Source organism: Stappia sp. WLB 29, assembly GCF_023507705.1.
Lineage (GTDB): Bacteria > Pseudomonadota > Alphaproteobacteria > Rhizobiales > Stappiaceae > Stappia.
On sequence record NZ_JALBGD010000004.1, the window covers coordinates 410387 to 423114 of the forward strand.

Annotated in this window: 11 protein-coding genes; 9 read left to right on the forward strand and 2 right to left on the reverse strand. The window is 66.6% G+C overall.

Going from position 1 to position 12728, the window contains the following annotated elements; genetic code table 11:
- The first annotated feature begins 9 nt into the window (after positions 1-9).
- From MNI96_RS10630 to MNI96_RS10665, 8 genes are all read left to right on the forward strand, one after another.
- A complete protein-coding gene (locus MNI96_RS10630; protein ID WP_249692869.1) occupies positions 10-1278 on the forward strand; it encodes a flavin-dependent oxidoreductase in 1269 nt (422 codons plus the stop codon).
- Positions 1279-1280: 2 nt separating this feature from the next.
- Entirely contained in the window at positions 1281-1757 is a 477-nt protein-coding gene (locus MNI96_RS10635; protein ID WP_249692871.1) for a MarR family winged helix-turn-helix transcriptional regulator, read from the forward strand.
- Positions 1758-1910: 153 nt separating this feature from the next.
- Complete coding sequence (locus MNI96_RS10640; RefSeq protein WP_249692873.1) at positions 1911-3998, forward strand: putative bifunctional diguanylate cyclase/phosphodiesterase; 2088 nt, start codon at positions 1911-1913, stop codon at positions 3996-3998.
- 224 nt (positions 3999-4222) lie between these two features.
- Positions 4223-4735 (forward strand): hypothetical protein, encoded by a 513-nt coding sequence (locus MNI96_RS10645; RefSeq protein WP_249692875.1) that lies wholly within the window; start codon positions 4223-4225, stop codon positions 4733-4735.
- A gap of 51 nt (positions 4736-4786) precedes the next feature.
- Positions 4787-6058, forward strand: coding sequence for an imelysin family protein (locus tag MNI96_RS10650; protein ID WP_249692877.1), 1272 nt, complete (start codon positions 4787-4789; stop codon positions 6056-6058).
- A 106-nt stretch (positions 6059-6164) separates the two neighbouring features.
- The gene (locus MNI96_RS10655) at positions 6165-7667 is read left to right on the forward strand and encodes a di-heme oxidoreductase family protein (protein ID WP_249692879.1); all 1503 of its coding nucleotides are present in this window, start codon (positions 6165-6167) and stop codon (positions 7665-7667) included.
- A gap of 40 nt (positions 7668-7707) precedes the next feature.
- On the forward strand, positions 7708-8859 hold the full coding sequence (locus tag MNI96_RS10660) for an imelysin family protein (RefSeq protein WP_249692881.1): 1152 nt from the start codon (positions 7708-7710) through the stop codon (positions 8857-8859).
- Positions 8840-9982 carry a DUF1513 domain-containing protein gene (locus MNI96_RS10665; RefSeq protein ID WP_249692883.1) on the forward strand — a complete coding sequence of 381 codons (1143 nt, stop codon included), beginning with the start codon at positions 8840-8842 and terminating at the stop codon, positions 9980-9982. The genes MNI96_RS10660 and MNI96_RS10665 overlap by 20 nt, the downstream gene beginning before the upstream one ends.
- Before the next feature lie 16 nt (positions 9983-9998).
- Here MNI96_RS10665 and MNI96_RS10670 read toward each other — a convergent pair whose 3' ends face one another.
- A complete protein-coding gene (locus MNI96_RS10670) occupies positions 9999-10523 on the reverse strand; it encodes a glycine cleavage system transcriptional repressor (RefSeq protein ID WP_249692885.1) in 525 nt (174 codons plus the stop codon).
- 87 nt (positions 10524-10610) lie between these two features.
- The gene (locus MNI96_RS10675) at positions 10611-11135 is read right to left on the reverse strand and encodes a cupin domain-containing protein (protein ID WP_249692886.1); all 525 of its coding nucleotides are present in this window, start codon (positions 11133-11135) and stop codon (positions 10611-10613) included.
- Between the two features lie 444 nt (positions 11136-11579).
- On the opposite strand from MNI96_RS10675, the gene MNI96_RS10680 reads away from it, so the two are divergent.
- On the forward strand, positions 11580-12728 hold the full coding sequence (locus MNI96_RS10680) for a sirohydrochlorin chelatase (RefSeq protein ID WP_249692887.1): 1149 nt from the start codon (positions 11580-11582) through the stop codon (positions 12726-12728).

Here is a 12728-nt window from a genome sequence, read left to right on the forward strand (position 1 = left end):
ATTTCCACCATGACCGTTCTCGTTGCCGGCGCTGGCATCGCCGGCCTGACGCTCGCCCTCAGCCTGCATCGGATCGGCGTGCCCGTCCGTGTCTTCGAGGCGGTGCGGGAGATCCGCCCGCTCGGCGTCGGCATCAACCTTCAGCCGCATGCGGTGCGCGAACTCGACGAGCTCGGCCTGCTCGACCGGCTCGATGCCATCGGGCTCAGGACGCAGGAAGTGGCCTATTTTTCCAGCCACGGCCAGCCGATCTGGTCGGAGCCGCGCGGACGTTCCGCCGGCTACGACTGGCCGCAATTTTCCATCCATCGCGGCCGTCTGCAGATGATGCTGCTCGACGCGGTGCGCGAGCGGCTGGGCCCCGACGCGGTGACCTGCGGCGTTTCCGTTGCCGCATGGCGCGAGAGCGAGGGCGGTGTCGAGATCGATCTCGTCGACCGGGAGACCGGCGCGCAGGCGGGCAGCGCCAGGGGCGCCGTCTACATCGCTGCCGACGGCATTCACTCGACAGCCCGTGCGGGGCTTTATCCGGACGAGGGCCTGCCCGTATGGGGCGGCATCGTCATGTGGCGCGGCGTCACCCGCGCCTCGCATTTTCTCACCCGTCGCTCGATGGCGATGACCGGCTGCAAACCGCGGAAGTTCGTCTGCTATCCGATCGAGGACATCACGCTCGACGACGGCAGGCCCGGTGCGGTGATCAACTGGATCGCCGATCTCAGGATGCCGGCGGATCACATCTGGCGGCGCGAGGACTGGAACCGGCCGGGCAATCCGGACGACTTCCTGCCGCGGTTCGACACCTGGCGGTTCGACTGGCTCGACATCCCCGCGCTCATCCGCAATGCCGAGCACATCTTCGAATATCCGATGGTCGACCGGGACCCGCTGCCGCGCTGGACCCATGGGCCGATGACGCTGATGGGCGATGCCGCGCATCCGATGTATCCCATCGGCTCGAACGGGGCGAGCCAGGCGATTCTCGACGCCCGCGTGCTGACCCGCGAGATCCTGCGTCATGGCGCGGTGCCTGCAGCGCTTGCCGCCTATGAGGAGGAGCGGCGTCCGGCCACGGCGCGCATCGTGCTCGCCAACCGCGCCGACGGCCCCGACAAGGTGCTCGATGTGGTCGAGGAGCGAGCCCCGGACGGGTTCGGGCGGATCGAGGACGTGCTTTCGCGCGAAGAGCTGCTGGAAACGGCGGCCGGTTACAAGCGGATCGCCGGCTTCGACGTGGAGGCCTTGAACCAACGCCCGCCGATCGTCCCGGCTGCGTGACCATGAGCGCGCGCGCAGGCCCGGGCGAAGACCCGTCGGTCGCGTCCCTCGACTACGGCCTTCTCAACGAGTTGGTCGGCCACCTCCTGCGCCATGCCTTCCTACGCGGTCATCAGGTCTTCGGCGATGTCTTTGCCGGCGAAGCCTTGACGCCGCTCCAGTTCATGGTCCTGGAACTGGTCGACCGCAATCCGGGCATCACCCATCGCGATGTCGCGGCCGCCATGTCCAGCGCACCTTCGGTGCTGACGACGGCACTCAAGCCGCTCGTCACGGCCCGGATGCTGGAACAGGTTCGCGTTGCAGGTGACGGTCGCCGCGTCGCGTACCGCCTGACCCGCGAAGGGCGGGAGCGGTTCCGCGCGGTACGACCGCGGATCGCCGAGGCGGAGAGGCGTCTGCTTGGCGATCTGGATGACGCCGAAGCGGAGGCCCTGCGAGGATTTTTGCGCCGGATTACCGGACGGTTTTCCGGGTAAGGGAAAACCCGGATAGGGATCCGTTAAGGTCTTTCAAGGATAATGCAACTGGTTGCAGGTATGGGCGCCGCAGGGGCCTCGTGTCTGGATCAGTTCCATTGTGCGTGCGATCCGCCGGAGGATGGCCGACACGTCCTTCATGGTGGGCCGTTCGTGCTCGATGTCATCGCCTGCATCACGATAGATCACAATCCGGCGCTGGTCGCGCTGGCGGCTGGCATGTGCGTGGTCGGTGCGTGGATCAGCTTTCGCCTGTTTCAGCGCGCCCGCGACACCGAAGGCTGGACGCGTGCGGGTTGGCTCTTTCTCAATGGCATGGCCACCGGCTCCTCGATCTGGTGCACGCATTTCATCGCGATGCTCGCCTATGAAACGCAGGCGGAGGTCTACTTCAACGCGACGCTGACGATCCTCTCGCTGTTTCTCGCCATTGTCGGTTCGGCGCTCGGTTTCGCTCTGGCGTGCAGCGGGCTGTTCCGCTTCGCGCCCGAGGCCGGCGGCATCGTCATCGGGGCATCGGTCGCCTCTATGCACTACCTCGGCATGGCCGGATACCGGGTCGAAGGCATCATCAACTGGAACCCGGACTATGTGGTCGCCTCGGTGATCGCGAGCCTCGTGTTCGGGGCGTTGGCACTCAACCGCTTCATGCGCCCGACCACCCGCTGGTGTCGGCATGGCGCCACGACGGCGTTGGTCCTTGGCATCGTGCTCCTGCATTTCACCGGCATGACGGCGATGAGCGTGACGCCGCTGCGCCCGGTTTTCGCGCCGAACGTCGACCAGTTTTGGGCGCTTGCCCTTGCGGTTGCCGGCGTCGGATCCATGGTGATCGGCATGGGTGTCGTCACGGCCCTGCTGGACCTGAAGACCCGCACCACGGCCGATGCCGACCTGCAGCGCATTTCCGATTTCGATCCGCTGACCGGTCTGGGCAACAGGTCGCTGTTCTCCCGCCGCCTCGACGAGGAATGCGTGTGGGCCGACAGCAACGACAGCCGCCTGTGCCTGGTGCTGGTCAATCTCGACGATTTCCGTGCGATCAACGACCTGCGCGGCCATACGGCCGGCGATGCCCTGTTGGCGGCACTCGGCGCCCGCATCCAGAACGGGCTGAAGGATGGTGAAGTCGCTATGCGCATCGGCGGTGACGAATTTGCGGTGATGCGCCGTCTGTCTGTGTCCGAAAAGGTCGATGGGTTCCTGGAGCGGTTGGACGCCCTGTTCCGCCGTCCGCTGAAGGCATCCGGCATGGTGCTGCCCTGCGCCTCCGGCATGGGCGTTGCGATCTATCCCGACAATGGACTGTCCGCCTCCGATCTGCTGGCCAATGCCGGGCTTGCGCTCGCGCGCGCCAAGATCGACACCATCGAGCGCACCTGTTTTTGCGACAGCGTTATGGACCAGGCCGAACGTCGCCGCCGCGAGCTCTCGGTGGCCCTGCGCGGCGCGGTCGAGCGGGGCGAGTTCTCCCTCTTCTTCCAGCCGCAGATGGATCTGGAGACCGGTGCGTTTTCCGGTGCCGAGGCCCTGGTGCGCTGGACGCATCCCGAATACGGCTCGGTGTCGCCGGCGGTGTTCATCCCGATCGCTGAGGAAAACGGGCAGATCATCCCGATTGGCGACTGGGTGCTGGAACAGTCCTGCCGCCAGGCCGTGACCTGGGCCAGGCCGGTGAAGGTGGCGGTCAATCTCTCCGCCATCCAACTGCGCCAACGCGGCCTGCCGGAGCGAATCGGCGAGGTCCTGCGCGAGACAGGGCTCGATCCGGCCCGGCTGGAGATCGAGGTTACCGAATCCTCGTTCATGGCGGATCTCGATCTCAGCCTGCAGATGCTGCGGGAGATCCAGGCGCTTGGCGTCTCGGTTGCCCTCGACGATTTCGGCACGGGCTATTCGGCTCTCGCCAGCCTGCGGATCTATCCCTTCAACCGGATCAAGCTGGACCGCGGTTTCACCTCCGATCTTGCGGTATCCGACGAAGCGCGCGCCATCGTGCATTCGGTGCTCATGCTGGGCCAGTCGCTCGGCACGCCGGTGCTTGCCGAGGGCGTGGAGACGGACGAGCAGCTTGCGTTCCTGCGTGCTGCCGGCTGCCGCGCGATCCAGGGCTTTCTCTATTCGCGCCCCGTTCCGGCCGGCGATCTGCAGCGCCTGATGCTCGCCCCGCCCGCTCCGGGCCTTCTGGGGGCGGCCCGCCGCGTCGCTCCTGCCAGTTTGCCTCGGGTTGCAAACGGCTGAGTACGCGCGCTCTTCTGCGGGACGAACATTCCTGTTTTACAAGCAAGAATCCGCTCAGGCCCTCGCTAGACTGCGGCTCGATTTAGTTTAGAACTCTTCTAATATATTGATTTTATTGGAATATTATCTTGACTGCAAAACTCATAATAGCGTTAGTTCAGCCGTGCCCGGCCAGCCAGGCCCTTTGATGTCGGGGCCTTTACCCCCGGTGATTGGAGGCTGACGTGACTGGAGGATTGCAAGACCATCGTTCGCCCGCTTCTGCGCCCGGCGACGAGGTCGAGACGCTTGTTGTCGAGGGGCTGCGGCGCTGGCTCGCCGGATATCGGACAGGCAGCATCGAATGTTGGGAAATGGCCTGGACGCTCTATGCGGGGCGGCTGGGCATCAACCGGGCGCGCCATGCGGTCACCGGATTGTCCTGTTTCGCCCGGGCGCTCAACGGCTGGGCCAAGTGCGGCCTGTCCCTTCTCCCTTACGACTGCCCGCATCGCTGCGCCCACGAATGCCTTGCAGTCGCGTTGGTGGCGTCCTGGCAGCGCGGCGACCGGGAGGCAGCTGCGAACATCGCCGAGGAGCTGGTGATCTCCGGCGGATTGCCTTTCACCCTGGAGGCGGCAGCGAATTTTGCCGACACGCTCCGCCGCCTAGATCTGGTCCTGCCGGATCCCGCCTGCCTTGCCTGCCGCGGGCCCGTGCCGTTGGCAACGCACGGGGCAACCGAGACGCGGCACTGACCTCTGCCGCATGTCGGCTCGCAAATAACTCGAATGGAAGGATCGCCTAAGATGAAGAAAACCCTGTGGCTGGCGACGATGCTTGCAGGCATTGCCCTGCTGCCGGCTGGCCTGGCACGGGCGGCGGACGCCGCCGCCGTACTCGACACCTATGGTGACATTGCTGAGGCCGCCTATGCCGAATCCGTGGCAACTGCCGAGGACCTGTCCGCAGCCGTCGATGCGCTGATCGCCAAGCCGTCCGACGAGACGCTGGCCGCCGCCCGCAAGGCGTGGCTTGCCGCTCGCCGGCCTTACCAGCAGACCGAGGTCTATCGTTTCGGCAATGCGATCGTCGACGACTGGGAAGGCAAGGTGAACGCCTGGCCGCTGGACGAGGGTCTCATCGACTATGTCGACGCCGGTTACGGCAGCGACAATCCGGAGAACGCCTTCTACACCGCCAATGTCATCGCCAACCCGAAGATCACCGCGGGCGGCCGCGAGATCGACGCGACCGAGATCACTCCGGCGCTTCTGTCGGAAGAGCTGCAGGAAGCCGGCGAGATCGAGGCCAATGTGGCGACCGGCTACCATGCGGTCGAGTTTTTGCTCTGGGGACAGGACCTGAACGGCACGGACAAGGGCGCGGGCAACCGTCCGGCGACCGACTTCGACACGGCCAACTGCACCGGCGGCAATTGCGAGCGTCGCGCCGCCTATCTGAAGGCTGCGACCGAACTGCTGCTGTCCGATCTCAAGGAAATGGCCGATGCCTGGAAAGACGGCGGGGCCGCCCGCGCCGAGCTCGCGGAGAAGGGCGAGGCCGGTGGTCTTGCCACGATCCTGACCGGCATGGGCTCGTTGTCCTACGGCGAGCTGGCAGGCGAGCGCATGAAGCTCGGCCTCATGCTGCACGATCCGGAGGAAGAGCACGACTGCTTCTCCGACAACACTCACATGTCGCACTACGACGACGTGATGGGCATCCGCAACGTGTGGTTCGGCCGCTATGAGGGCTTTGCCGGCAAGTCGGTCGAAGGCGCCTCGCTGCGCGATCTGGTCGCTGCCAAGGATGCGGCCGTTGCCGAGGAAGTCACGGCCAAGGTCGACGCGACGCTGGCGGCCTTCGAGGCGCTGCGCAAGCGTGCCGAGACGGTCGAGGCCTACGATCAGATGATCGGCGAGGGCAACGAGGAGGGCAATGCGGTGGTGCAGGCCGCCGTGGATTCGCTCATCGATCAGACCCGGTCCATCGAGCGCGCCGTCGCGACGCTCGGCCTCGACGAGATTGCCTTCGAGGGCTCCGACAGCCTCGACAATCCGGGCGCAGTCTTCCAGTAAGCGCGAGGCAGAAGAACCAGCCGCGGCGGGGGACACGGGTCCGCCGCGGCTTCCACCCATGTGCCGGCGGCCGGGGCGCCGGGCACTCAGGCAATGCGAATGTTCCATGCCGTCAGCCTATCTGAATGCCGCCGCCAGCCTGTGTGTGGCTGCGAGCCTTTCCTTGCCCGCCGCTGCTGGCGAAGCTGCACTTCCTCATCGGGACGACCTCAGCCCGCGCGACCGCGCAAGAGTCGCAAGGGTCATCGCCGACCCGGCCGATTTCTCTGCTGCCGAGGCCTTCGAGGCGATGCCCGGCGGAGCTGCGACCTACATCAAGCGCATCAACGTCAACGCGTTCTCTTTCCCCTCCGCCAACATCTCATTCGAGGACCAGCAGCGCTTCGCGCTCGGCAACGGCCTGTTCCGCAAGCTGTGGGTGTCCTCACCATCCTCCACCAATGCGTCCGACGGGCTCGGTCCCCTGTTCAATGCCCGCTCCTGCCAGGGCTGCCATCTGAAGGACGGGCGCGGCCACCCGCCGCGCGAAGGCGAGGAGCCGGTCGCCTTGTTCCTGCGCCTTTCGGTGCCTGGCGAACCTGAAGCCGGCAAGATACTGCGCCCGGAGCCAACCTACGGCACCCAGTTCCAGACCTATGCGGTGCCTGGTCTGAAATCCGAGGGCCGACTGGAGGTTCGCTACAGCGAGACCCCTGTGACGCTGGGCGACGGCACGGTCGTCAGCCTGCGGGTGCCGGACTATCGGATGACCGATCTCGGTTACGGCCCCATGTCTCCGGATGTGCTCGCCTCCCCGCGCGTCGCTCCGCAGATGATCGGCCTTGGCCTTTTGGAGGCGATCCATCCGGGCGATATCCTTGCAGGCGCCGACCCGGACGACAGCGACGGGGACGGTATTTCCGGCCGTCCGAGCTGGTTGCCGGACCCTGCGACCGGCGGCAAGGTGCTGGGCCGTTTCGGCTGGAAGGGCGAGGCGCCGACGGTGCGCGCGCAGTCGGCCGGCGCATTCGCCGGCGACATCGGCATCTCGACGCCGGACGAGCCGCATCCCCATGGCGACTGCATGCCGGCACAGACCGAATGCCTCGCCATGCCGACCGGCGAACAGGACAATCTGGGGCCGACCGAAGGGCCGGATCCGGTACTGGAACTGGTCGACTTCTACTCGCGCAACCTCGCAGTGCCGCGCCGCCGCGATGTCGACGATCCACAGGTTCTTGCCGGCAAGGCGCAGTTTCATGCGCTGGGTTGTGCCAGCTGCCATCGCCCGAAATATGTCACCTCGCGCAAGGCGGAGCTGGAGGCGCATCGCTTTCAGCTGATCTGGCCCTACTCCGACATGTTGCTGCACGACATGGGAGAAGGGCTTGCAGACAATCGGCCGCTGGCGAATGCCTCCGGACGGGAATGGCGCACCGCCCCGCTATGGGGTATCGGACTGACTGAGCTCGTGTCGGGGCAGGAAAGCTACCTGCATGACGGGCGCGCCCGCACGCTGGAGGAAGCGATCCTCTGGCACGGCGGCGAAGGTCAGGCGGCGCGTGACGGTTATGCGGCCCTCGACCGCGCGGACCGCGAGGCGCTGCTGCGTTTCCTCAAGTCGCTCTGACGAACGGCAAAGCGAAAAGACCGAGAACGGGAGCACGACCATGACGGATGCACAACGCGAAGCGCGGCAGGGGAGCGACGCACGTGCGCCAGCCGGCCGGCTGGCGCACTTTGCCGCATCGATGGCGCTGACCGGTCTCATCGTTGCGGCAGGAAGTGTGGCGATATCGAAGCCGGCGGCTGCCGAGGTGGACTATTCCCGTTTTTGGCCGGCCATCGTCTCCGGGTTTGCGTTGCCAGCCAGCGATGCGCTCGTGGAGGTGGTCCCGGCGCTTGACTCGGGCATCGAGACGGCCTGCACCGGCGGATCGGACGAGCCGTTCTCGGCCGCCTTTTCCGACGCCGTCGAGGCGGTCGCGCGCCTTTCCGTGTTGCGCGCCGGCGCGCTTGCCGACGAGAACCGGCTGGAGCGCGTCGCCTTCATTCCGGACGGGCGCGGCGTGGTTCGCCGGCAGGTGACACGCCTGATCGCCGACCGCGACGAGACGGCGCTGGATGCGGCCCGGCTGCGCGACAAGAGCGTTGCCTTGCAGGGACTGACGGCGCTCGAATGGGCGGCTTTCGACAAGGACGGCAAGGTCCTGCTCGCGGACGCCGGCGAGGAGGGCGCCTATCGCTGCGCCTATGCGGCGGCCCTGGCCTCCCGTCTCGGCGAGACCGCCACGGAGATCCGGGACGCCTTTGCCGCGCCGACCGGCCAGACCGAGCTGCTGTTGGCTCCCGGACCGGAGAACGGTCTTGCCAGGACCCACAAGGAAGCGGCGGGCTTCGTGTTCAACGCGCTGATGACCTCGCTCGAACTGATCCGCGACCAGATGCTGGTGCCGCTGGTCGGCGAAGGGCCGGCGGCCTCCCGGGCCGCGCGTGTGCCCTTCTCCCGCTCGCACAACGGTACCGGCTATCTGGCCGGCGCGATCGACGGGCTGTCGCAGGCCTTTCTGGCGGCCGGTTTTGCCCAGGGCTCCGAAGATGGAGCATGGATCGGCGATACGCTGGCCTTCGAACGCGGCAACGCGCTGAGGGCGCTGGGGGCGGTTCCCGCCGATCTGCAGGCCGCGCTCGCCGACCAGCAGGCAAGCGGCCGGCTAGGCTATGTTCTCACGGTGCTCACGGGACTGCGCATGACGCTGGGCGGAGAGCTTGCCGGTTATCTCGATTTCCGCGGAGGCTTCAATGCTCTGGACGGCGATTGACCGGCGATCTCTGCTTGTCGGAGGCGGCGCTGCCCTGGCGGCGCTGGCACTCGCCCTGGACGGGATGCGGGCGAGCGCAGCCAGCCTGTCAGACGATCCGCTCTTTGCCGCCGCCCGGCGTGAGCCGGACGGCAGCCACAGCATCGTGGTGACCGGGCTCGATGGCATCGACCGTCAGGTGATCCCGCTCCCCGGCCGTGGCCACGACGTTGCGGTCTGTCCTCTCAGCGGGCGTTGTCTCGCCTTCGCCCGTCGCCCCGGCACCTTTGCCGTCAGCTTCGATACAGCCGGCGCCCGTCCTCCGGTCGTATTCGAGGCAGTGCCCGGTCGGCACTTCTACGGGCACGGCGCCTTCTCGCCCGATGGTCGGCTCGCCTATGCGACGGAGAACGACTACGTCGCCAACCGCGGGGTGATCGGCGTCTATGATCTCAGCGGCGAGCGGCCGCAGCGTGTCGGCGAGTTCTGGTCCGGCGGCATCGGCCCGCACGACATCCTGCCGCTGCCCGACGGGCGCAGCATCGTTGTTGCCAATGGCGGCATCGAGACGCATCCGGACAAGGGGCGCGAGAAGCTCAACATCGACACGATGCAGCCGAACGTGACCGTGATCGACCGCGACACCGGCACGGTGCGCGGCGTCGCGGACCTGCCTCCCGGCCTGCACAAGCTGTCGCTCCGCCACATGGCGGTCACCGGCGGCGGAAAGGTGTGGATCGGCGGCCAGTACGAGGGCAGCCTTGAGGAGACGCCGCCGCTGATGGCATCGCTGGATACCGTCGATGGGCGCCTGCGCCTGCACGATGTACCGGACGAGCTGCGCGGGCGGCTGGCCAACTATGTCGGGTCCGTCACCACGAGCCGCGACGGCGAGGTGGTCGCTGCGTCCTGCCCGCGCGCCGGCCGCATCCTCTATTTTTCTGCCCTGGATGGGACTTTCCTGTCCAGCCAGCAGCGGGCCGACGCCTGCGGCGTCGCACCGCTCGACGAGAGCGGTTTCTTGATCTCGGACGGGCAGGGCTCCCTCAGCGAAAGCGGCGACCGGAGGGGGGCGCCGATGTTGCTGGCATCCGGCGCCGGCATTTCCTGGGACAATCACATGGTGGCGATCGACCCCGCCTGAGCGATGCGCGGTCTATTCAGACCGTGTCGCTGAAGTCGATCTCGGCCATCAGGTCGCCGGCCAGGGTCTCGAGTGAGGTCGAAAGATCGCCGGCGGAAAGGTCCACCGGCAGGACGACGTCCACTTGCGCGCGGAACATCCGTTCGCCGCTCATCGAGCCGGCGGAAACCTCCGTCTCCAGTTCGGTGATGCTGACGCCCTTGGCCGCCAGCACGGCGGCCACAGCATGCACGATTCCCGGGTGGTCCTGGCAGATCACGGTCATGCGGGCGGCTTGCCCGTGGGTCTCGTGGCTCGTCTCGCTGCGCTTCAGCGTGGTGGCGATGCCGTCGGCCGACAGCCGCGACAGCGCGGCCTCCAGCGCTTCGACACGCTCCTGCGGCACCTCGACCCGGACGAGACCGGCAAAGGTGCCGGCAAGCCGCGACATGGAGCTTTCGATCCAGTTGCCCTCGTGGGCGGCGATCACGTCGGACAGCCGCTCGACGAGGCCCGGGCGATCGTCGGCGATTGCCGTCAGGACCAGCGAAATCATGGACATGGACATGAGCCTCCCGGATATTTTCCGGCAGGCTAGACCATAGCACAGGCCATGGAAACCGGAACGAGTCCTCGCGTTCGTCTGCGCTCAGGAGGCGCGGCGTCGTTTCTCCGGGGGAACGCCGAAGGCGGCCGTGTAGAGCCGGGCCTTGATTCGCGACAGGCGGGCATAGATCCGCAGCGGCAGGCGCGCCAGCGGCGGCACGACGTCGTGGCAGAACGCCACTTTGCGCACATAACCGTGGACCTGCCACTCGAACCAGGTGAAGGCCGGGAAATAGGCGGTGTCGCCGGCCGTGAGCTTGCGCACCTCGCCGTCCGGCCCGATGACCGTGACCGACCCTTCTAGGATGTAGACCGCCTCATCGCAGCCGAAATACCAGTTGAAGCGACCGTCCGTGCAGTCCCAGACCGACATGTTGGCATTGCGGTCCTGCCCGCTGGCCAGCTGCACCGCGCGTGCCTGTGGATCTCCCTCCAGAACCCAGTCCGGATTGATCGGCGCGGGCAGGAGTTCGAGCCCCTCAAGACGCGCGAGCGTCAGGCCGGCCGGCGTGCGGTCGGCCACGGCCATGGCAGCTCCAAGCGCGCTGGCGGACGCGGTGTCGGTCATGCTCGGTCATCTCCCTTCTTGTGTTTGCTCTGCTTTACCACCAAGCGGTGAAGAACCGGTTTCCGGAACAGGCGCGTTTTGCCCGCCGCGTTGCCGACAGCAACTGCCGCAATTGGCCCTTGCGGGGGGCGCAAGGCTCCACTAGCGTGCCCGGCCAATGACGGCGTCCCTGCAGGGACTGAAAGCGAGTCCGGTGGCGACCGACCCAAATCGGGGGTCCAGTCCGGAGCTGTCCGAGCGGTATTCGGTCCGGTGCGACGGCTGGTCGTGCGGGGACCCTGTCCTGTATCCGGCCGCTTTCATTCCCTCCCGGCGGCGCTGCGTCGGACCCGTCCGGCTTCTCACGCGGGCGCGTGGCCAAGAGGGAGTTTTTGAGATGAAACCAGAATTTGTCTTCGCCGCCGTTTTGGCCGAGCGTCCCGTCCGGCGCGACCGGGGAGGGGCATGATGGCCGACGTTATGACTGAGACGGGCGAAAAGCTGGGCCTGATGATCTGCGGCCACGGCAGCCGCAACCGCGGAGCGGTGCGCGAGTTCGCGCAGCTTGCCGACCGGCTGAAGACCCGCTTTCCCGGCTGGCCGGTGGAATACGGCTATCTCGAGTTCGCCAATCCGGTGATCAAGGATGGTCTCGACCGACTGCGTGAGCAGGGCTGCACCCGCATCCTCGCCGTGCCGGGCATGCTGTTTGCGGCCGGCCATGCCAAGAACGACATTCCCTCCGTGCTCAATACCTATCAGGCACAGCACGAGGGCCTGACGATCACCTATGGGCGCGAGCTTGCCGTCGACACCAGGATGATCCGGGCTGCCGGCGAGCGCATCCGCGAGGCGCTGGAAAAGGCCGGCAGCGACGTGCCGCTGCACGAGACCCTGCTGATGGTCGTGGGGCGCGGTGCGTCCGATCCCGACGCAAATTCCAATGTTGCCAAGATCACTCGCATGCTGTGGGAAGGCTTCGGCTTCGGCTGGGCCGAAACGTGCTATTCCGGCGTCACCTTCCCGCTGGTCGAGCCTGGTCTCGAACACGCGGCCAGGCTCGGCTATCGCCGCATCGTCGTCTTCCCGTATTTCCTGTTCTCCGGCGTCCTCGTCAGCCGCATCTACAACAACACGGACGAGGTTGCGGAGCGCCATCCGGACATCGAGTTCGTCAAGGCCGGTTATCTCAACGACCATCCCCAGGTGATCGACACTATGGCGGACCGGGTCACCGAGATCCTGCAGGGCGCCAACCTGATGAACTGCCAGATGTGCAAGTACCGGGAGCAGGTGCTGGGCTTCGAGGCGGATGTCGGGCGGCCGCAAGAAAGCCACCACCACCATGTCGAGGGGCTGGGCGCGGACGCCGAGTGCAAGCTCTGCGAGGATGTGTGCACCGGAGCCTGCGAGGAACAGGCGTCGGGGCACCATCACCACCACGACCATGGCCACTCGCACGGTCACCATCATCATGCTCATGACCACGATCATGGCCACGGGCACCATCACCACGGCCACAGCCATGATCATGGGCACGATCATCACCATCCGCCCTATCCCCATGCCGACCACCCGCTGGGGCCGAAGTCGATGAAGAAACGGTCCACATGA

Bases quoted from the DNA above. Each gene is read 5' to 3' on its own strand.
- MNI96_RS10630 (WP_249692869.1), top strand. From the start codon at position 10: ATGACCGTTCTCGTTGCCGGCGCTGGCATCGCCGGCCTGACGCTCGCC.
- MNI96_RS10635 (WP_249692871.1), top strand. From the start codon at position 1,281: ATGAGCGCGCGCGCAGGCCCGGGCGAAGACCCGTCGGTCGCGTCCCTC.
- MNI96_RS10650 (WP_249692877.1), top strand. From the start codon at position 4,787: ATGAAGAAAACCCTGTGGCTGGCGACGATGCTTGCAGGCATTGCCCTG.
- MNI96_RS10655 (WP_249692879.1), top strand. From the start codon at position 6,165: ATGCCGTCAGCCTATCTGAATGCCGCCGCCAGCCTGTGTGTGGCTGCG.
- MNI96_RS10660 (WP_249692881.1), top strand. From the start codon at position 7,708: ATGACGGATGCACAACGCGAAGCGCGGCAGGGGAGCGACGCACGTGCG.
- MNI96_RS10665 (WP_249692883.1), top strand. From the start codon at position 8,840: ATGCTCTGGACGGCGATTGACCGGCGATCTCTGCTTGTCGGAGGCGGC.
- MNI96_RS10670 (WP_249692885.1), bottom strand. From the start codon at position 10,523: ATGTCCATGATTTCGCTGGTCCTGACGGCAATCGCCGACGATCGCCCG.
- MNI96_RS10675 (WP_249692886.1), bottom strand. From the start codon at position 11,135: ATGACCGACACCGCGTCCGCCAGCGCGCTTGGAGCTGCCATGGCCGTG.
- MNI96_RS10680 (WP_249692887.1), top strand. From the start codon at position 11,580: ATGATGGCCGACGTTATGACTGAGACGGGCGAAAAGCTGGGCCTGATG.